Raw genomic sequence first — 19,871 nt, 5'->3', positions numbered from 1 at the left:
ATTTCTCGTCGCTCGTGCCTTGCTCCGTCGAAATGACAAGATGCTCCTAAAAGCGTTTTTTCTTCAAAAAAATATCCACTTAGATTTACAATTCAATTTAAAAATCAAAATCTTTTATCGGTGAAGAAACATCAATTAAAGTACCATTAGGGTCTTTTAATAATAAACGTCTTTGTCCGTAAAACGTATCAGCCGGTTCACTTATGATTTCAAAATTTTCCGATTTTGCAACCTTAAATACTTCGTCCGCATTATCGACTACAAATGTCACATAAAATCCTTGTGGAATACTTTGAAAATCCTTTGGTACAATTTTATTTGTCCGGTCAATGATTCCCAATTCCAGTTTTTTGTCCTTCGAAATCAGATGAACAAACCAATCGCTATCATAATCCACTTTGAAGTCAAACAGTTTGGTATAAAAATCCCGACTTTCCGTTAAATTCTCCGAACAGATATTCGTCATTATCCGATTGATTTTTTTCATTGGTAGTTTATAGTTTAAATAATTGGCAACGGTTTCAACTATGGCAAGAAAAGTAGGTAAGAAAAAAAATGTTTCTGCCTGAGCTCCTAGCTAGAGCTTTTGGTTTCGCTTTTTCTTTTTTTATCCAGAGTCAAATCCAAAATATTTAGCGACCTCATAAATATACACAGACCTCTCAATTTAGTCCTAAAGTCCGCATTACGTTTATTTCTTCTTTAACATGACTTAAGAAAATAACTTATTTATCCTTCGCAACCGTTATGCCATAGGTATCAAACAAATACACCAAACTGGCCATGGAAGCCGCTCCCAATTGCAATTCTCTTTTGTTAATGTGTTCAAAAGCATCGTTCTCTGCATGGTGGTGATCAAAATAACGTTGGGAATCGGGGCGTAATCCGGCAAGGACAATCTCATCATTTTTTAGAGGGTTGATGTCCGCTCCCGCATAGCCTTCCACAAACAGGTGGATAAAATATGGTTCAAATAGTGTTGCCCAACCTTGGGCCTGTTTCAGGTTTTCCGGTGGACAGCTAAAGGAAAAGCCTCTAGGAGTAAATCCGCCGGCATCACTTTCTAGGGCAAAAATGTGTTTTTCGTTATTCGTATTGGCCACTTCAGCATATTTGAGACCGCCACGGAGTCCGTTTTCCTCGTTCATGAACAATACCGCCCTTATGGTTCTTTTAGGCTTGTACCCCGTTTTTTTCAATAGGCTCAGGACCTCCATACTTTGCACACTGCCCGCACCATCATCATGGGAACCATCACCCAAATCCCAAGAATCCAAATGCCCGCCCACTACAATAATCTCATCGGGATAGGTGCTACCGGTGATTTCGCCGATTACGTTAAAAGACTGAACATCATCAAACTGCTTGCAATTCTGCTTAAAAAAGAATTTTATCTCGGGATTTAATTTCAGGGAAGTGCTTAAAAGTTCGGCCGCGTTGGTACTAATGGCCGCCGCGGGAATTCTATCGGCAACGGGCAAATCGTCATAACTCATGGAGCCTGTATGCGGATAATCATCCAACCGTAGATTAAGCGAACGTACTATTACACCAACCGCCCCATAGGCACTGGCTTCCTTTGCCCCTAGATAACGGTTCCCGGAACAACCGGAATAAGCGGCAAAGGTGTTTATTTCCGTAGCATCCATGGCCTGGTTCAGAAAAACGATTTTTCCTTCGATTTTTTCCCTGCCTAATTTGGAGAGCTCCTGAATACCGTTTACCTCAATAATATTGGCTTTTATACCCTGTTGCGGTGTTGCAATGGAACCTCCCAATGCACAAATAGGAACATCTGTCGTAATCCCCGGAGTGGTCTCAAAGTATGCAAATTCCGGCACGCCCCTTACCCATTTGGGAACCATAACGGGCTGTAGCCAAACCTTGTCCAAACCTAAAGAGTCCAATTGCATCTTCGTATAGTCAACAGCCTGCTGTGCCTGTATGGAGCCGGACAAACGCCCCCCAATCTGGTTGGACAGGTGATTTAACCAATGATAGGCTTTCCCATTGGTCAGGGCCTCATCGTAAATCTTTTTAAGTTGAACTTCATCCGTATTCTGAGCATTTGCCGTTGCAAACACTGCCAATAGTGCTATGCACCCTAGTATTCTATTCCTCACTTTGTAATTGGTTTTCGTACGTACCTAAATTAGCCAATATTTTATCGTCCAGGGCAGGCTCCCTAATATCTTTATACTTTTTTAACGACTCCAATAAAATACTGGCCACAATGACCCGTGCCGCTTTTTTGGTATCCGCCGGGATAATGAACCAAGGTGCATGACCCTGTGTCGTTTTTGCAATGGCCTCTTGGTAGCATTCTTGATATTTGTCCCATAGTTTGCGCTCTTTTAGATCGCCGGGGGAAAACTTCCAGTGTTTTTCCCTGATCGCCAACCTTCGTAACAATCGTTGTCGTTGTTCTTCCTTGGATAAATGCAAAAAGAACTTAAAAATGATAGTGCCGTTTTCATGCATCTGCCGTTCAAAGTCGTTTATCTGTCTAAAACGCTTGTCCCAAAAGTCCTGATCTATATCGTCCACCCCATGAATACCGGGAATGCGTTCTCCCAGAATATATTCCGGATGTACCCTCGTGACCAATACATTCTCATAGTGGGTTCTGTTAAAAACCCCAAACTTGCCCTTTGACGGTAAAACCAGGTAATGCCGCCACAAATAATCATGATCTAGTTCTAGTTCCGTAGGCACCTTAAAGCTATGTACCTCTACCCCGCTTACATTAAAATCCTTAAAGACTTCTCGGATAAGGCTATCTTTTCCCGAAGTATCCATACCCTGTAAACAAATAAGTACACTGTACTTATTGTGGGCATATACGGTGTCCTGAAACTCCCCTAACGCTCTCCTTACTACTTTTAAATCTTTTTTCAATTGCTTTTCCGAACGGCCAAAATCCTCATTCGTTGGGATTTGAGCGATTTTTAAGGTTTTCTCCGCGCGATATTTATCAATGTCTACATAATCCATATTGAAATATAAAATTTTAATGGTTGAAATACGAACGGATGCCAAAAAAGTGAATATTTTTTTCATTAACGCAGTTATTGGACAATTAATCGCCAATTATGTCCCATCTATCGAAAAAAAATAAAAACTGTACAACTTCAACGTTAACTTGCAAGATGTAAAGTCCCAAGTTTTACGTCCCTAACTTAAAATAATGTATAAAACCTACATCTTCTTCTGTGTTATAGCATTACTCCTATTTTCGTCTTTTAAGACGAGTGTAGCCTGTGAATATGCCGGTTCCAACATTGATTTTGCCAAATCGCAGACGAAAAATGCCATAAGCAAGGAGGATATCAACCAAGCGCGTTTTTATGCCTATAAAGCCTTGAATGCTATAGAAAAGTCCAAAAAACAACTTGCCGAATGTGCCTGTGAACATGCTGAAAAGGATATTGCCGATGGTATCAACGACCTAAAAGAAGCTTTAAAATCCACTACCTTGCACGACACCAGAGCATTGTTGAACAGTGCTTTGATCCATACCGAAAACACACTCCGGTTATTGGAGGAACATGATTCCCACAAAAGCAAATATGCCAATGATGTGCTCGTATTGAATACGATTAATGCGCCCAAGGAAGAAATAAGTACGGAAGAATATAGAGCCAAAACAATGCATGAGAAAATCGATGCATCCTTGGAAAAGTATCGCTCCTCATTGTTCAAAATTGTCAATACTGTGGACTGTAAGGATGCAAAAGCTTTCGCGCAAAGGGTATTTGACCATTGCGAGGCACAACTGCTGAAAGAAAACCTTACGGAAGGTAAAAAGTATTATAATCTTAGGACGAAAGAAATCACGGCCGAAGCGTTGGCCGAAATCGGTACATGCCCTTCTTCCGAGAATATGAAATAGGTTACGTAAAAAGACAACTGAACGGTTTCCCTACCGATACTTACTTGCTTGCAAAAAGCTTTACGTCATCTTCGGACACCTCATCCGAACCAAGAATAATAAGCCGTTCTACCACATTTCTCAATTCCCGTATATTGCCGGTCCAGTCATACCCTTTTAATAGTTTTATCGCCTTGTCCGAAAACTTTTTTGGGGAAACACCTTGTTCCTCTGTTACTTTTTTTGAAAAGTGTTCTATCAATAATGGAATATCGTCCCTGCGATCGTTCAGTGCTGGTACTTTTATTAAGATTACGGCTAATCTATGGTACAGATCCTCCCGAAATTTGCCCTCTTCAATTTCTTTCTTTAAATCTTTGTTCGTGGCCGCAACCACACGTACATCTACCTTAATGTCCTTATCCGTTCCCACCCTGGATATTTTGCTTTCCTGTAGCGCGCGCAATACTTTGGCCTGTGCCGAAAGACTCATATCCCCTATTTCGTCCAAGAAAATAGTTCCTTTGTTGGCTGCTTCAAACTTACCGGCCCTATCCTTAACCGCTGATGTAAAAGCTCCTTTTACGTGACCAAAAAGTTCACTTTCTATTAATTCCGAAGGGATGGCCGCACAGTTCACTTCAATGAAAGGGGCTGCACTTCTGGGGCTTTTCTCATGGAGCCAATGCGCAACAAGTTCTTTTCCCGTTCCGTTGGATCCCGTAATCAACACCCGGGCATCGGTTGGAGCCACTTTCTCGATCATATCCTTGATAGCGGCAATCTCAGGACTTTCCCCGATCATTTGGTAGTTCTTGCTTACCTTCTTTTTTAGAATCTTGTTTTCTACCACTAATTCTTTTCGGTCCAGCGCATTTCTGACAGTAGTAAGCAATCTATTTAAATCCGGCGGTTTGGAAATGTAATCGAATGCCCCAAGGCGCATTGTGTTTACGGCAGTATCCAAATCTCCGTGACCGGAAATCATGATAAAAGGAATTTCGGGTTTTATCTTCCGAGCGGCTTCCAATACCTCTACACCATCCATTTTTGGCATTTTTATATCGCAAAGTACTAAATCGTAATCGTTGTTCTTTACCGTTTCAAGTCCTTTTAGACCATCTTCCGCTTCCTCAACTTGATACGCATCATTTTCCTCTGAAAGTATTTTGACCAATACCCGTCTTATAGCTGCCTCATCTTCGATCACTAAAATTTTAGACATAATCTTTTCTAATTTAAAGTCCTATTCTGAATCCAGTTCTTAGATAAAAGCTGGAATCATCGTTTAATGTAAAAATATCATTTCTATCCTCGTCCCTCAAAACCCCTGCTTGAAAAAGCGTGTGCCCGGCAAAAGCGTAAAAAGACATCACTTTTGTAATATTAAAAGAATATCCCAAGGTCACCAATGCCGCCGATGACGAAATTGATGATGCAAAGCCAGCATCCGGTAAAGCGGTATCATTCTGAAGATTTACAAAATAACCATCCAAAATGAACTCTGTCTGTAGGATATGCTTCTTCTTAATATAATGCTTTAAGCCAGTTTTTGGAACACCGACCACATATGCCCAATTTGGGTGAAATCTTTTTTCATAGTACACGATGGGCAAAGGGATTCTTAATGCCACGGCGGAATTATAGGCAATCCCCAAAACCAAGCGCATGGGTTTATCAATATTTTGCCTGTCCTTGAACGCTCCAACAGTGGCATTGACCGAAAAATCCCCATTTTCCAAAGGATTGGTCAACGTAGATGCCAGACGAGGGGTAACCACCCCTACAAACCGCCAGTCTTCATTGTATTTATGAACGTATGCAAAATTAAGGTCAACAATATGAAAATAATTTAACCCTTCACCGTTAATGACTATATCATTTCTTTGCAAATCATATGCCAAAAGATTGTACTCTCCACCAATGACAATATTACTTGAATCCCTTACATTGAGAGGCACATTCGCCACTAATTTGAATCTGGACAATTCCGCACCGGAATCGTTCCTTGGAAGTAGCATATATTCCGCGCGGAAAACATCGGGCGTTTGTGCAAAGCCAGCCGTCATAAAAGAAAAAATCAATAAAAATGAAGTATTTACCGCACGTTGTCTAAGCTTCATTCTTCTCCTGAATTTTGAACACTATTATGTTTAAACGGAGTTTGTTGAAAAATATGCACATCCCTTTGCGGAAAAGGTATCGTAACTTTATTCTTTCTGAAGTCGGCATCTATGCGATAGCGTATTTCACTTTTTATTCTCGGGTCCGTAAAACTATCACTTATAAAGAAGTTGACGGAAAATAGAAGGGCAGAATCCCCAAAATCATCAAACAGTACAAAGGGTTTGGGATTTTTTAATACTCCCCGTTGTTCTTGCACAACGGTTTCCAAAATTGAAGTGACCAGCTTTACATCGCTACCATAGGCTACACCAACCTTGACCGTCTCCCGGGTCATTTTATGATTTTGGGTGTAATTGTAAACAATATCGCTAATAAACTTATGGTTGGGAATAATGATGATTTTATCATCCCTGGTTATGGCCCTGGTGGTCCGTAACTTAATTTCAAACACCTTACCTACTTTATTATCCACTTCAATAATGTCCCCTACCCTGAGCGATTTGTCCAAAATAATAAAAATGCCACCTATCACGTCCTGAAACAACTCTTGCAAGGCCAAGCCAAGCCCTACGAACAAGGCCGCAGAAGCCGTAATCAAAATGGTAATGTCTATACCTGCGGCACTCATCGTAAAGAGGATTACTACGATATAGACTACATATTTAATAAACTTAAAAATGCTAACGAACTTTAATTTATCATCCGTTTCCATTTTACGGGTAAAAAAAGTGCGTATCCATTTCAATAAAAAACTCGTAAGGATAAAAGCAACGGTCAAAAGGAGTAGCAGGCCGACCGTTACATGGATGGATTTATCTCCTTCCCCATAATGAAATCCCAGATTCAAAAATTCTTTGATGGAACCCCAGATATCCTCCTTAATTATTTCCTCAACTTTACTTTGCTCCTCCTGTATCATAATCAATACTTGAGCCACTTAAAAATCTCTTTGTAGCTCGGTTTTTTACCATACATTAAAATGCCCACCCTATAAATTTTAGCGGCGAGCCATACTATACCAATAAAGGTAGTTATTAAAATTAATAAAGATGTTACCAGTTCCCACACGGGGACGCCGCCTTCGCCAATACCGCCAGGCAAACGCATGAGCATTACAATCGGGGAAGTCAATGGAAACAAAGAAAACCCAACGGCTATTGGGCCATGGGGATTGCTGAAAACGGAAAAGAAACCCACATAAATTGCCAACATTAATGGCAGTATCACCGGAAAAATAAACTGTTGCGTATCTGTCTCATTATCTACTGCTGCACCAATAGCGGCGTATATAGAGCTGTAGATCAGATAACCCATTATGAAATAAATCAAAAAGAAAAACAACAATAACCCCCATGGAATGGCAAACAACTCCTGCGCATACAATTGCATGGTCATGTCCACGGCAGAAATTCCTTGATCGGGGCCAACTCCCATTCCACTCGTTACACTACCTTTTGAGAGCGTAGCCGGGTCTATATTGAAAATTGCCAATGCTACGAACAATAACAACGAACCGGAAATTATCCAGATGGCGAACTGTGTTACACCGGCCAAGGAGGTGCCAATTATTTTCCCAAGCATTAATTGAAATGGCTTTACGGATGATATAATGACTTCTATGATCCTGCTAGTTTTTTCCTCGATGACACTACGCATTACAAAACCGCCATATATGATGATGAACATCATTATCAAGTAGCCGAATCCGCCTCCTATAAAAGCTTTTATTTCATTGATTCCCTTTACATTTTGAACCCCGTCAAAAGTGGAGATGTTGATTTCATAGTCGCTGTCCATTTGCGCATATTCATCGGTGGAAATCCCCAATTCCCTGAGTCGTTCCTGTCTCAAGCGTTCTTTTATCGTTAGTTCCAACCGCTCTAGCACACTAGAATTAGGAGCCTCTTTGCTATAGAAAAAAGAACGATTTGCCACAATTTCCAAACTTGCCTCACTTGGCAAGTACAGCAGCCCATGATAGCCCAAACTTGCGGTAGAATCTTTGGCCTCTTCTAGCGTGATGTCCTTAAAATTGACAAAAGAAGTGCTCTCCGAAGTAACGAACTCATTGGAAAAAAAATCGCTTTCGTTCAAAATAGCGATGACTCTTTTTTCATTGTCGTTGAGTTGCGTCAAATAAGCAATCAGCAAAATCATCCCCACCATTAAAATAGGGCTAAGAAAAGTCATTATTACAAAAGACTTGTTCCGGACCTTCGCCAAATATTCCCTTTTTATGATCAGCGGTAATTTACTCATGGGAAGTGCCTTTATTTTTAACCGTACTTATGAAAATATCATTAGCGGTGGGTATGGTTTCCACAAAACCATTAATACTGCCCTTACTCCCCAAATACTGCAATAAACTATTAGCATCATTTGAAGGAAGCTGTACCGAAAAATTCAATTGCTTCTCTTCTTCATTAAAATCCGATTGTAAGAGTTTAAATTGATTTTCCAGCTTGGACAGCAATTCTTGTGGAGCAATGATTTCCATTCCTACTTCAAAAATATTCTGTTTATATGCCCTTTTGATTTCTGAAAGCTTTCCGTCCAAAATTTTCTCCGACCGATGTATCAAAGCGATGTATTCACACAACTCTTCCACAGATTCCATTCTATGTGTAGAAAAAATAATGGAAGCTCCTTCTTCCTTTAATTTTAAAATTTCATCCTTGATAATATTGGCATTAATGGGATCAAAGCCACTGAAAGGTTCATCAAAAATGAGTAGTTTAGGCCCATGCAAAACGGTTACGATAAATTGTATCTTCTGGGCCATTCCCTTGGAAAGTTCCTGAATTTTTTTATTCCACCAATCCCCTATATCCAACCTTTCGAACCAATACTTTAATTTGGCCTTGGCTTCCTTTTTGGTCATGCCCTTCAGTTGGGCCAAATACAGTGCCTGCTCCCCAACTTTCATGCTTTTATATAATCCGCGTTCCTCGGGCAAATATCCTATTTGAGCAATATGTTCGGGCTTTAACAGCTCCCCATCAAAGTATACCTTTCCTTGATCAGGATACGTTATTTGATTGATAATCCTGATCAAAGTGGTTTTTCCGGCCCCGTTTGGACCTAGTAACCCGTAGATACTGTTCTTGGGAATCTCTAAAGAAACATTCTTTAAAGCGGTATGGTCTCCGAAATGTTTGGTGACTTCGTTGGCGACCAAAATTTTATTCATGAAAGCAATTTATTCAAAGATATTGAAATGTTTTAAAAGCGTTTAAAAACTAATACTGTTCAAACAACCAATTCATAGATTCAACAATCTGAGGTTCAACACTAAAGGTTATAAAAGCAAAACCCACCCTCAAAGAATCAAGGATGGGAAAAAAATTGCTATGAAAAAGAAAATTAATATTGGTCTCCCAATATTGACTCAAATATACGTTTTTTATTTAAAAACAAAAGATTTTGACGTTAAGAGAACATATCTTTAACTTTTTCAAAAAATGACTTATCGGATTTTTCCGGCTTGGGTTCAAAATTATCATTTCCTTGCATCCGTTGAAAGAATTCTTTCTGCTCCTTATTCAATTCCTTTGGCGTCCAAACATTCACATGTACCAAAAGGTCTCCGCTACCATAACCGTTCAAACTTGAAATACCCTTGCCGCGCAGACGTAAAATTTTACCGGACTGAATGCCGGGCTCCAGTTTAATCCTCACTTTTCCTCCTACGGCATCGATTTCTTTAGAGGTTCCCAAAACCGCTTCGGATATACTTACGTATAAATCATAATGAAGATTATCGCCTTCTCTTTTAAGGGTATTATGTTCTTGTGTCTCAATTGCCACCAACAAATCCCCGGGAACACCATTTCCGGGAGCATCGTTACCCTTACCGGGAACTTTTAATTGCATGCCCTCTTCCACACCGGCCGGTATATTGATAGATACAGTTTCTTCCGCTACCTTTAACCCTTGCGCATCGGCATCACCTGGTTTTCCATCCAATATTTGACCACTACCATTACAACTGCTACATGTGGCCGCCGTTTGCATTCTACCTAAAATGGTATTCTGAACCTTTGTCACTTGACCACGACCATTACAGGTGGTACAAGTTTTATAGGTAACCCCGTCCGCCTGCACTTTTCTTCTGACCTTCACTTTTTTCTCTACCCCGTTGGCTATTTCTTCCAAGGTCAATTTCACCCTGATGCGAAGATTGCTCCCTTTTACCCTGCGTTGACCGCCACCGCCAAAGCCTCCAAAACCACTGAAACCTCCACCGCCGCCGAAAGCACTACCAAAGATATCCCCGAACTGGCTGAAGATATCATCCATATTCATTCCGCCGCCAAAGCCGCCGCCACCTTCAAAAGCAGCATGTCCAAATTGGTCGTATCTCGCTTTTTTATCGGCATCGCTCAATACTTCATATGCCTCGGCCGCCTTTTTGAACATTTCTTCGGCCTTGCTATCTCCCGGGTTTTTATCTGGGTGGTACTCAATCGCCTTTTTCCTATAGGCTTTTTTAATTTCGGCTGTAGAGGCACTTTTACTTATGCCAAGTATATCATAATAATCTTCCTTCATACCTGCTTCTTAGTTTCCAACGACTACTTTGGGGTGACGAATAATACGATCTCCCAGTCTAAATCCTTTTTCAATAACATCAATGACCTTACCTTTCATTTTTTTGCTAGGAGCAGGAATTTGCGTAATCGCCTCGTGTATTTCAGCATCAAAAGTATCTCCGGCTTTCGCTTCAACGTTTTCCAATCCTTTTGATTTGAGCGTCTCTTTCAACTTGCCGTTTATGAGCTCCACACCTTTAAACATTTCTTTATCCTCGGATTTGGACAATTCTTTCAGCGCCCGGTCAAAATCGTCCAATACAGGCAATAGCGATACAATAACTTCTTGACCTGCCGTTTTAAAAAGTTCCATTCTCTCTTTGGATGTCCTTCTTTTATAATTCTCAAATTCTGCGAACAGTCTTAAAAATTTATCCTTTTCCTTGGCTAAATCTTCCCTGAGTTGTTCTTCTTCGGTCAATTCATTTTCTTCATTTACAACTTCTTCCTGTTCCCCATTCCCATTCTCCAAAATATCTTCTTGAGAAATTGTTTCCGATAACTCTTCTTCTATATTTTTATCTTTTTTGTTCATATCCTAATAAATTAATCGCCGATTTGAAGGTGGCAAAAGTACTGCCAATTCTTTAAAAATGTCAAAATGTCATTAAAGAAAATAAAAAAACCCGCTATTAGCGGGTGATACTATAAATATCGACTTGGCGAGATGTAATCTTAAGAAATATATTCTTCCTCCATGTTTTGCTTTATAGGATTACATTCCCCGTTTTTTTCATAGATAGCTTCCAAGGCAGCACAAACGTTCTGAAAAGTGAAGTTAAAGCCTTCTTCTTCTATTTTTTTACTGCTTACACGTTGGCTTGCAAACAGGATATAAGACATTTCACCTAACAATAATCTCATACTGAACCTTGGTATATTGGGTAGCAAAATAGGCTTCTCCAAAACTTTGGCTATTTCCTTTACCATTTTATTATTGGTAACCGGATTAGGTGCAACTGCATTAAACGTACCTTCTAAATCATTTTCCGCAATGAAAAGAAACATTCTTGCCAAATCTGTAATGTGTATCCAAGATTGCCATTGCTCTCCACTGCCAAAAGCGGCACCAACATAATTGTTTATGGGCTTTACCATCTCTGGAAGTGCCCCTCCTTTATCGGAAAGCACCAGACCAATACGTACTTTTGAAACCCTAAAACTATATTGCTCAAAAGTATCCGTTTCTTTTTCCCAAGCTGCTACTACTTCACCTAAAAAACTGTCATCCACAGCATTATTATTTTCAGAATAGAAATTTTCCAAAGAATTTGGATAAATACCGATTGCCGAGGCCGAAATAAATGATTTGATACTATGATTTGCCTGTGATCCTATTGCTTTGTGCAACGTCCTCAAAGAATCTATCCTACTTTTGAGAACTATTTTTTTATATTCGGATGTCCATCTTTTTGATATGCTGGCTCCCGCCAAATTTATGATTACGGAAACATCTTTGAAACAATCAGCATTGATTTCGCCCTCCTTTGGATTCCAGTAAAACCCGGTATAATTCTCCTTTGAAACAATTTTGTTTTTACTCGTGGTCAAATAATTTACCCAATAGCCTTTGGAATGGCATAATTTCACCAATTCCTTTCCAACCAATCCCGTAGCACCTGTTATCAACACTTTCATAGTTTAAAGGTATTAGTTTTGAACAGGATAGTAATACGCTTTAATTTGGATTTAACAGTGTTGTTTAACTTGCAGTGAGCACTTTAAGAAATTTTATGATTATTAAAAAAGTAACAGATTTTATGAAATAGGTCTTCTAGCACGCAGCATTTCTCGCTTTCCCGGAGGCCCGGGAAGCCTTTCTACCAAAAAACCGACCGCCAACATAGCCCTTCTAACGCTGCCCTTTGCAGCGTAGGTCACTAAATAGCCCCCATTTTGTAATGCGTTGAACATTTTTTGAAAAATGGCCTCTGTCCAGAGTTCCGGTTGTACACGCGCACCAAAAGCATCAAAATAAATAAGGTTGAACGAATTCTTATCTTGAATGTCCTTAAAATCTTTTTTATCCTTAAACAAGGAAAATTTAGCATTTACGGCTATTTCTTCCTGCCAAGCTGAACTATGCATTTTATTGAATTCGTTTTGTAGATGGGCTGCATTTAATGTAGAAAGATAATCCAGTTCTTTCACCTCATCCAAAATAACGGGATACGCCTCTACCCCATGATAATGGACCTCCAAGCTTCGCTTTTCGGACTCTATCAATGTTATAATAGCATTTAGACCGGTACCGAAACCGATTTCAAGTAAACTTATTTTCTCATCTGAGAAAAGGTCAAGTCCGTTTGCAATAAATACGTGATAAGCTTCCTGAACCGCTCCGTGTTTAGAATGGTACTGCTCGTCCCAATCCTTTATTTGGATGGTTTTGGAGCCATCTCCCGTGGTTATGATTTCCCTTTTCAAATCAATCTTTTACCAAAACCCCATCCGCTTCAAAACTATAGGTTCTTTTTGGTTCGGTGATTTTAGCAATCTCCGTATCGGATTTACCTCCATCTTTGGCATAATGTCTTTGCTCTTCAACGCTCATCTCGTTCACAAAAGCCAATCCATTGACCACAACTTCTTTACCATTTATATCCGTTGGAACAAAAAAACCGTAATCCTTGAATTTCACCATTGCTTCTTCGCCTCCGGCAAGTTCCAACTTCATCCAGCAACCTTTTGCCTTGCACACTTCTTTCACTATAGCCCTGAATTTGGTTACTACCGTATCCGTTACCGCAATAGTTTGATAGGTTTTACCAATTTCGTTTTGAACATTTTCAGCAGTAATCTTTTCGCCGAAAGAACTATAGTCCAAATCTGTATTATTATTTTTTTCCTGGGCATAGACCGAAAAACCGAATGCTATAAATACAAGCAAAATGTTAAAACGTTTCATATATTTTAAAAATTACGTTTACCCTACAAAACTGGGCATTTTTGAACGAAAAAAGAAGGGTCGATTGGGATATTTGATTAATTTTAATCTCATAAACGAATTTGAATGAATACTTCTACCAAAAATATTATTGTTGAAAAGGCCAAAACTTCCAAAATAAATGAGATAGATTTTGACAATTTGGCCTTTGGTTCGGTTTTTACAGATCATATGTTGGTCTGTGATTATAAGAATGGAGCTTGGGAAACCCCTAAAATAGTTCCCTATCAGCCTATAACCTTAGAACCGTCCTCAAAAATTTTCCATTACGGGCAATCCATTTTTGAGGGCATGAAAGCTTATAAGGACGAGAACGATGCTATTTTCCTTTTTAGGCAATTGGACAATCATAAACGTTTGAACATCTCGGCAAGACGTATGGCGATTCCTGAGCTTCCGGAAGAATACTTTATGGACGGGCTGACCACGCTTTTGCAAATGGACGAGGCCTTTATTCCAAAAGCATCCGGTAGCTCCTTATATATAAGACCGTTCATATTCGCGTCGGGCAAAGGGTTTCATGCCTCACCTGCCGATGAATACAAGTTTATCATAGCCTGTGCGCCTTCCGGGTCTTATTTTGCCGGAAAAGTAAAAGTATTGATAGAGGAAACCTATTCCCGTTCCGCTAACGGCGGTGTTGGTTATGCAAAAGCGGGCGGCAACTATGCCGGGCAGTTCTACCCGACACAACTAGCAGTCCAAAAAGGATATAATCAAGTAATTTGGACCGATGATACCAGCCATGAATATATTGAGGAGGCCGGAGCGATGAATATCTTCATCAGAATTAACGATACTTTGCTGACGGGACCCACAAGCGATAGAATACTTGACGGCATCACCCGAAAAAGTATTCTTGAAATTGCGGAAGACCTAGGAATAAAAACCGAGGTTAGAAAAATAAGCGTTACCGAAGTGGTAGCAGCGGCAAAGAATGGCACGTTAAAGGAAATGTTCGGGGCAGGCACTGCTGCCGTTGTGTCCCCTATTTCAACTTTTGGCTATCGCGGTACGGATTATGACCTTCCCGAAGTAAAGGATAATTACGCCAGTAAATTGAAAAATATCATAACCGATATACAATACAATAAATCTGAAGATAAATACGGATGGCGATTTAAAGTCACCGATTAAAAAAAGGCCCTGATGAGGGCCTTTTTTATTTATCCAATATGGCGGCAATGTCCGGCTTAAAATAATTCGGTCCTTTCAGCACTTTACCATCCTCCCTATATATAGGATTGCCATCAGCCCCAAGCTTGCTCATATTACTTTGCTGAATTTCATTGAACACTTCCTCAATCTTGTGTTGCATACCGTGTTCCAAGATAGTACCGCAAAGGATGTAAAGCATATCCCCAAGGGCATCTGCCACTTCAACCATATCATTATTGTTGGCAGCTTCAAAATATTCTTTGTTCTCCTCATCCATTAAATTAAAACGTAGCAAATTTTTGGATGCTCCCAAATCTGCCTTCATTTCATTGGATACTCCCAAACCAAAAGACTCATGGAACAATTTTACGGCTTCTATCTTATTTTTCATTTTAACTATACTTTTTCCTTTAATTTTGCACAAACTTACAATATATGTTCAGCACTGGACAAATCATATTCGCAGCACTTTTTGCTATTTCTTTTATCACAATAATCATCTTTTCCTATAAGAAGGATTTAAAACTGCACCAAAAAAATTATAAAGGTGTCAAATGGGTAGGAATATTCTTCGCAATTTTCCTATTAATTTTGTTTTTAATTAAGTATTTCCTTAAAAATTAGCTAAAAAATTACGTACACCACAAAAATTACCGCTTTCACAACAAAAAGCCCATTTTGAACGTATAATATACCAAATAACGTAATTTTGCGTTATTCATCCATAAGGGGCAACAAATTATGATGACTTTTTTTACAATTTTTCTGGTTTTAATAGGAATAAATGTAGCCATGATGCTTGTTAGCATGAAAAGTATTGGTAAAAAAACCAATAAACCGGCACAAAATATTTCTGACAAACCAGCTTCTGTCATTTATCCATTGGATTTAGCCACATCTAACTATAAGAAAGCAGTTTAGTTTTTTACCTTTACCGAGGTATGAAACCATTTTTACTCGTTTTTTTTGGTGGTGGTATAGGTAGCGTATTACGTTATTGGGTTTCAAAATCTTTAAACCATTACTATCCAAATTTCTATCTAGGAACTTTTGCCGTTAATATTATCGGTTGTCTTCTCATTGGAATTCTTTTGGGTATATCCCTAAAGCAAAATTTTATTGGTCAAAACCAAATGCTATTCTTAGCAACAGGCTTTTGCGGAGGGTTTACCACTTTCTCTTCTTTTGCAATGGAAGGACAAACCTTATTAAAGGAAGCTTCATTGCTTCACTTCTCTTTTTATACCATTGCGAGTATTGCAGTTGGTGTTTTTGCCGTGTCATTAGGACTATATATTTGCCGATTGTTATAATATCAACATTCTAATCAATATTTCTTATAATTTAGAAATTATTGTACAAATTGGTAGTTTTTTAAACATTTTTCATCATAACAACTGTTTTTGTTGAATTATTATCAATATTCAGCACATTTTCTTAATACGCTATAGCGAATATCTCAAAAAATATTCCCTTTAAATTTCATCCCTATAATTTTTAGGGGGTTAAATTTCCATAAACATAAAAATGAACCACATACCCCAAATTTGAAGAGGGTGTTAATTTTTTTAACATATATTTGACGCATTAAAACCAATTACAAATGAAAAAAATCGAGGCAATTATTAGAAAATCCAAGTTTGACGATGTCAAAGAGGCATTGCATCAAATTGAGGTGAACTTCTTTAGTTACTGGGACGTAACCGGAGTTGGGAATGAAAAACAAGGTCATGTATATCGTGGTATTTCTTACAGTACGGCAGATATTCAAAGAAGGTACTTATCCATTGTAATATCTGACGAGTTTTTAGAAAAAACGGTAAATGCAATATTGGAATCTGCCTACTCCGGAAATGTCGGGGATGGAAAAATATTCGTTTCCGATGTTATTGAGGCTTACCGAATAAGAACGAAAGAGAGCGGACACGCAGGAATAAACTAAACACAACCAACTAAAACTTTAAGAAAATGGACGCAGGATTATTTACAGCGAATAATGTATGGATGATGTTAGCTACCGCATTGGTATTTTTCATGCATACCGGTTTTGCCTTTTTGGAAATAGGCTTAACAAGACAAAAAAACACAATCAATATCCTATTTAAAAATATATTTATCATCACCGGAGGTCTCTTACTTTATTATGCCTTTGGGTTTAACCTAATGTATCCTGGTTTTGAAGACGGAGACATGGGACTCTTAAAATTCGCGGGCTTTGGTATTGCTGCTCCCGAAGGAGGTATGACACCTGATTATGCCGATGGGGGTTACACGTGGTGGACCGATTTCCTTTTTCAAGGGATGTTCGCAGCGACCGCGGCAACAATCGTTTCCGGAGCAGTGGCCGAACGTATCAAAATTGGCTCTTTCATGATTTTCACCGTAATCTATGTTGGGTTGGTATATCCTATTGTAGGTGCTTGGAAATGGGGAGGCGGATTCTTGGATGCTTGGGGATTCTATGATTTTGCAGGTTCTACCTTGGTGCATTCCGTAGGTGGATGGGCCGCCTTGGTCGCCATTGCCTTGCTAGGTGCTAGAATAGGAAAGTTCGATAGTGATGGCAAACCCAAAGCAATACCGGGCCATAACATTCCTTTGGCAACGGCAGGTGTACTTGTACTTTGGTTAGGCTGGTTTGGATTTAATGGTGGTTCAGTGCTATCCGCAGACCCTGAATTGACCTCGTTAGTGCTTGTAACAACAAGTTTAGCGGCTGCCGCAGGTGGTTTTGGAGCTTTCATCCTCTCCACTATCCTTTACAAAAACTTGGATTTGACCATGTTCTTAAATGGTATTCTTGGTGGATTGGTGGGAATCACCGCTGGTGCGGATTTAATGTCCCCCAATGAAGCAGTGGTTATAGGTTTCTTGGCCGGTCTGATTATCGTATTGGGAGTTGCCCTGATAGACAAATTAAAATTGGACGACCCTGTAGGTGCTGTTGCGGTTCACCTTATCTGTGGTATTTGGGGAACATTGGCAGTAGGTATTTTTGGAGACAAGGCCGGCGCAGGCCAATTCCTGACACAACTCTATGGGGTCCTTATTGTAGGTGCCTTCTGTGTCATTACTTCAGGAATTATATTGGGCGTTCTAAAAGCCACTTTAGGATTAAGAGTCTCCAAAGAAGAAGAATTGGAAGGATTGGATATCCACGAACATGGAATGGACGCTTATTCCGATTTCAGAATGAATCAACATTAATCAAAAATAAGAAACACAAACGGAGCGTTTGGCAGAACGCTCCGTTACATAATCTTTCCACAAAATTTAAACTCGCTTGCAAAATAGCAGGCTTATCAATCACTTAAACAATCCCTCACGGGATAAAATCTAAACTTATGAAAACGATTATATCTACAAAATTCGTAAAAAATCTATTTACTTTAACATTTTTACTTTTTGCAACAGTTTCGGTTGTTGCACAAGAGGAAGAGGAGGAAACAAAACCAAAATTTACTTTCGGAGGTTCTGTTGATGCTTATTTCAAAACTAATTTAAGCTCATCGGATGCGGCAGGAGCGACACCGGGTTCATCATTTGCAACCGATACAGGCTTCGCACTGGGAATGGCGAATATTATAGCGAGCTATGAGGGCTCAAAAACGGGAGCTGTAGCAGATTTAGCATTTGGTCCCAGAGGGCTACAAGCTGTTGGCGGTGATGCCGGTATTTTCGTAAATCAATTATATGCCTATTGGAATGTTTCTGAATCCACTACACTTACATTGGGACGTTTTAACACGTATTTAGGTTATGAGGTTATTTCTCCAACCGCAAATTTCAATTACAGCACTTCTTATTTGTTTTCCTATGGTCCGTTCTCGCATGTAGGATTAAAAGCTGATTTTGCACTATCGGATGATTTTAGTTTAATGTTAGCGGTAATGAATGTTACCGATGAAAATTTTAATCAACTTCAGGGAGTACCAGGAGCTTATTCCGCAGGTGCCCAACTAGGATATGCAGGACAATATCTGAATTTTTATTACGATGGAAATGCCAAGCTTGGTTTTGAGATAGATTATACGGGTGGTTTTGATTTATCGGACAGTTTTTATCTAGGTATAAATGCTGCATATCAGGATAACGACGGTGTTGGATTTTATGGAGCGGCGTTATACCCACAATTAGCTACTTCTGATTCCTTTACCATTGGTTTGAGAGGTGAATACTTTCAGGAAATGGGAGCCTATAATGCAATAGGTTTTGGACCAACGGTAGAAGATGAAAGTGTCTTTGCCGTGACATTGACCGGTAGCTATTCAATAGAAAACTTTACCATCAAACCTGAACTTAGACTTGATAATGCGTCTGATGATTTAGGAGCTTTCCTAGATAATGACGGAATGGCCTCTAAGAGTCTATCATCTTTCTTGATAGCGGCAATCTATTCATTCTAAGGCAACAGAAATTAATTGGTTATAGTGTTTTGAACTGAAAGGAGCCCGGCAAATTTGCCGGGCTCTTTAATTATAATCTTTTTTAAAAGCTTTAACTCCGGCCATAATTTTGGTATTCAAATGATTTACCGAAGGCACTAAAGGACAAGAGTATTTTTTATTGTAAACACAATAAGGATTATATGCCTTGTTGAAATCCAAAACAATTGTATCACTGTCTGGAATAGTTAAATCCAAGTAACGGCCACCACCATACGTTTCTTCTCCATTGGTATTATCCGTAAAAGGAAGGAAGAGATAATCTTTATATTCTTCTTCAAGTATCAGTTCTGGATTTTGATAGATTTCCAAACTGAATTTTTTTCCGTTCAATTGAAAATAAGCTTTACCAAAAACTACTTCTTTAGATTTTCTGTCAGTGGTGGTAGGCATAAAAAAAGGAACAGCCTCGGGAGTTCTCACAAATTTTGCTTTTACGACATAATTGGTATCGGGAACAAAAAAATCCAAACTTTCAAAATTCTTTCGGTACCTGTCCGGTAAAGGAGAAATGTCCGGATCCTTGAACTCTTCGCTTAATTTTTCTTGAAAAGCGATTATATCGCTTATTCTGTTGTCTTTTACAATCGGAATCGTTTCGCTTTTTAAGTCATGGTATTTTTTTTCGCCCTTACATGCATTGAAAACTAGAAACCCGATAATTAAGATTCGCTTAAAAAATTTCATTTTAAAAAACTTTATTCCAAAAATACAACTTAACCACTTTTCAA

22 protein-coding genes are annotated in these 19,871 nt (G+C 39.2%); 7 read left to right on the top strand and 15 right to left on the bottom strand.

Going from position 1 to position 19,871, the window contains the following annotated elements; all coding sequences use genetic code 11:
• Nucleotides 1–97: 97 nt before the first annotated feature.
• The 3 genes from ACKWBX_RS05850 to ACKWBX_RS05840 form a co-directional block, all read right to left on the bottom strand.
• Entirely contained in the window at nucleotides 98–487 is a 390-nt protein-coding gene (locus tag ACKWBX_RS05850) for a VOC family protein (RefSeq protein WP_413967714.1), read from the bottom strand.
• 238 nt (nucleotides 488–725) lie between these two features.
• On the bottom strand, nucleotides 726–2,123 hold the full coding sequence (locus tag ACKWBX_RS05845; protein ID WP_413967713.1) for a M28 family peptidase: 1,398 nt from the start codon (nucleotides 2,121–2,123) through the stop codon (nucleotides 726–728).
• Nucleotides 2,113–2,994 (bottom strand): PPK2 family polyphosphate kinase, encoded by an 882-nt coding sequence (locus tag ACKWBX_RS05840; protein ID WP_413967988.1) that lies wholly within the window; start codon nucleotides 2,992–2,994, stop codon nucleotides 2,113–2,115. Before ACKWBX_RS05840 ends, ACKWBX_RS05845 begins: the two co-directional genes overlap by 11 nt.
• Before the next feature lie 193 nt (nucleotides 2,995–3,187).
• Between ACKWBX_RS05840 and ACKWBX_RS05835 the strand changes: the two genes are divergently transcribed.
• Complete coding sequence (locus ACKWBX_RS05835; RefSeq protein ID WP_413967712.1) at nucleotides 3,188–3,892, top strand: hypothetical protein; 705 nt, start codon at nucleotides 3,188–3,190, stop codon at nucleotides 3,890–3,892.
• A 40-nt stretch (nucleotides 3,893–3,932) separates the two neighbouring features.
• Here ACKWBX_RS05835 and ACKWBX_RS05830 read toward each other — a convergent pair whose 3' ends face one another.
• From ACKWBX_RS05830 to ACKWBX_RS05785, 10 genes are all read right to left on the bottom strand, one after another.
• Nucleotides 3,933–5,096 (bottom strand): sigma-54-dependent transcriptional regulator, encoded by a 1,164-nt coding sequence (locus ACKWBX_RS05830; protein WP_413967711.1) that lies wholly within the window; start codon nucleotides 5,094–5,096, stop codon nucleotides 3,933–3,935.
• A gap of 13 nt (nucleotides 5,097–5,109) precedes the next feature.
• Nucleotides 5,110–5,994: a DUF6268 family outer membrane beta-barrel protein gene (locus ACKWBX_RS05825; protein WP_413967710.1), complete on the bottom strand. Its 885-nt coding sequence runs from the start codon at nucleotides 5,992–5,994 to the stop codon at nucleotides 5,110–5,112.
• Complete coding sequence (locus ACKWBX_RS05820) at nucleotides 5,991–6,917, bottom strand: mechanosensitive ion channel family protein (RefSeq protein WP_413967709.1); 927 nt, start codon at nucleotides 6,915–6,917, stop codon at nucleotides 5,991–5,993. Before ACKWBX_RS05820 ends, ACKWBX_RS05825 begins: the two co-directional genes overlap by 4 nt.
• 2 nt (nucleotides 6,918–6,919) lie before the next feature.
• The gene (locus ACKWBX_RS05815) at nucleotides 6,920–8,257 is read right to left on the bottom strand and encodes an ABC transporter permease (RefSeq protein ID WP_413967708.1); all 1,338 of its coding nucleotides are present in this window, start codon (nucleotides 8,255–8,257) and stop codon (nucleotides 6,920–6,922) included.
• Nucleotides 8,250–9,188: an ABC transporter ATP-binding protein gene (locus ACKWBX_RS05810; RefSeq protein WP_413967707.1), complete on the bottom strand. Its 939-nt coding sequence runs from the start codon at nucleotides 9,186–9,188 to the stop codon at nucleotides 8,250–8,252. The genes ACKWBX_RS05815 and ACKWBX_RS05810 overlap by 8 nt, the downstream gene beginning before the upstream one ends.
• A gap of 239 nt (nucleotides 9,189–9,427) precedes the next feature.
• Nucleotides 9,428–10,549 carry a molecular chaperone DnaJ gene (dnaJ, locus tag ACKWBX_RS05805; protein ID WP_413967706.1) on the bottom strand — a complete coding sequence of 374 codons (1,122 nt, stop codon included), beginning with the start codon at nucleotides 10,547–10,549 and terminating at the stop codon, nucleotides 9,428–9,430.
• A 9-nt stretch (nucleotides 10,550–10,558) separates the two neighbouring features.
• The gene (locus ACKWBX_RS05800; protein WP_413967705.1) at nucleotides 10,559–11,125 is read right to left on the bottom strand and encodes a nucleotide exchange factor GrpE; all 567 of its coding nucleotides are present in this window, start codon (nucleotides 11,123–11,125) and stop codon (nucleotides 10,559–10,561) included.
• Nucleotides 11,126–11,265: 140 nt separating this feature from the next.
• Nucleotides 11,266–12,228 carry a TIGR01777 family oxidoreductase gene (locus tag ACKWBX_RS05795; RefSeq protein WP_413967704.1) on the bottom strand — a complete coding sequence of 321 codons (963 nt, stop codon included), beginning with the start codon at nucleotides 12,226–12,228 and terminating at the stop codon, nucleotides 11,266–11,268.
• Nucleotides 12,229–12,348: 120 nt separating this feature from the next.
• Entirely contained in the window at nucleotides 12,349–13,017 is a 669-nt protein-coding gene (gene mnmC2 / locus ACKWBX_RS05790) for a tRNA (5-methylaminomethyl-2-thiouridine)(34)-methyltransferase MnmC2 (protein ID WP_413967703.1), read from the bottom strand.
• A 1-nt stretch (nucleotide 13,018) separates the two neighbouring features.
• Nucleotides 13,019–13,498 (bottom strand): DUF4920 domain-containing protein, encoded by a 480-nt coding sequence (locus ACKWBX_RS05785; RefSeq protein WP_413967702.1) that lies wholly within the window; start codon nucleotides 13,496–13,498, stop codon nucleotides 13,019–13,021.
• A 105-nt stretch (nucleotides 13,499–13,603) separates the two neighbouring features.
• Here ACKWBX_RS05785 and ACKWBX_RS05780 point away from each other — a divergent pair, with 105 nt between their 5' ends.
• Entirely contained in the window at nucleotides 13,604–14,674 is a 1,071-nt protein-coding gene (locus ACKWBX_RS05780) for a branched-chain amino acid aminotransferase (RefSeq protein WP_413967701.1), read from the top strand.
• 25 nt (nucleotides 14,675–14,699) lie between these two features.
• On the opposite strand, the gene ACKWBX_RS05775 is transcribed toward ACKWBX_RS05780, so the two are convergent.
• On the bottom strand, nucleotides 14,700–15,086 hold the full coding sequence (locus ACKWBX_RS05775) for a pyrophosphohydrolase domain-containing protein (RefSeq protein ID WP_413967700.1): 387 nt from the start codon (nucleotides 15,084–15,086) through the stop codon (nucleotides 14,700–14,702).
• A gap of 350 nt (nucleotides 15,087–15,436) precedes the next feature.
• On the opposite strand from ACKWBX_RS05775, the gene ACKWBX_RS05770 reads away from it, so the two are divergent.
• The 5 genes from ACKWBX_RS05770 to ACKWBX_RS05750 all read left to right on the top strand — a co-directional run bounded on the left by ACKWBX_RS05770 (nucleotide 15,437) and on the right by ACKWBX_RS05750 (nucleotide 19,101).
• Nucleotides 15,437–15,616: a hypothetical protein gene (locus tag ACKWBX_RS05770; RefSeq protein WP_413967699.1), complete on the top strand. Its 180-nt coding sequence runs from the start codon at nucleotides 15,437–15,439 to the stop codon at nucleotides 15,614–15,616.
• Between the two features lie 20 nt (nucleotides 15,617–15,636).
• Nucleotides 15,637–16,008 carry a fluoride efflux transporter CrcB gene (gene crcB / locus ACKWBX_RS05765; RefSeq protein WP_413967698.1) on the top strand — a complete coding sequence of 124 codons (372 nt, stop codon included), beginning with the start codon at nucleotides 15,637–15,639 and terminating at the stop codon, nucleotides 16,006–16,008.
• A gap of 290 nt (nucleotides 16,009–16,298) precedes the next feature.
• Nucleotides 16,299–16,637 carry a P-II family nitrogen regulator gene (locus ACKWBX_RS05760; protein ID WP_413967697.1) on the top strand — a complete coding sequence of 113 codons (339 nt, stop codon included), beginning with the start codon at nucleotides 16,299–16,301 and terminating at the stop codon, nucleotides 16,635–16,637.
• Between the two features lie 26 nt (nucleotides 16,638–16,663).
• Entirely contained in the window at nucleotides 16,664–17,902 is a 1,239-nt protein-coding gene (locus ACKWBX_RS05755) for an ammonium transporter (RefSeq protein ID WP_413967696.1), read from the top strand.
• A 137-nt stretch (nucleotides 17,903–18,039) separates the two neighbouring features.
• A complete protein-coding gene (locus ACKWBX_RS05750; RefSeq protein WP_413967695.1) occupies nucleotides 18,040–19,101 on the top strand; it encodes an outer membrane beta-barrel protein in 1,062 nt (353 codons plus the stop codon).
• A 66-nt stretch (nucleotides 19,102–19,167) separates the two neighbouring features.
• On the opposite strand, the gene ACKWBX_RS05745 is transcribed toward ACKWBX_RS05750, so the two are convergent.
• Nucleotides 19,168–19,827 carry a DUF1684 domain-containing protein gene (locus ACKWBX_RS05745; RefSeq protein ID WP_413967694.1) on the bottom strand — a complete coding sequence of 220 codons (660 nt, stop codon included), beginning with the start codon at nucleotides 19,825–19,827 and terminating at the stop codon, nucleotides 19,168–19,170.
• Nucleotides 19,828–19,871 lie beyond the last annotated feature (44 nt).

Source organism: Maribacter algae, assembly GCF_047345745.1.
Classification (GTDB): domain Bacteria; phylum Bacteroidota; class Bacteroidia; order Flavobacteriales; family Flavobacteriaceae; genus Maribacter.
Note: the sequence above shows the minus strand (reverse complement) of the source record. Positions and strands in the feature narration are given on the sequence as shown.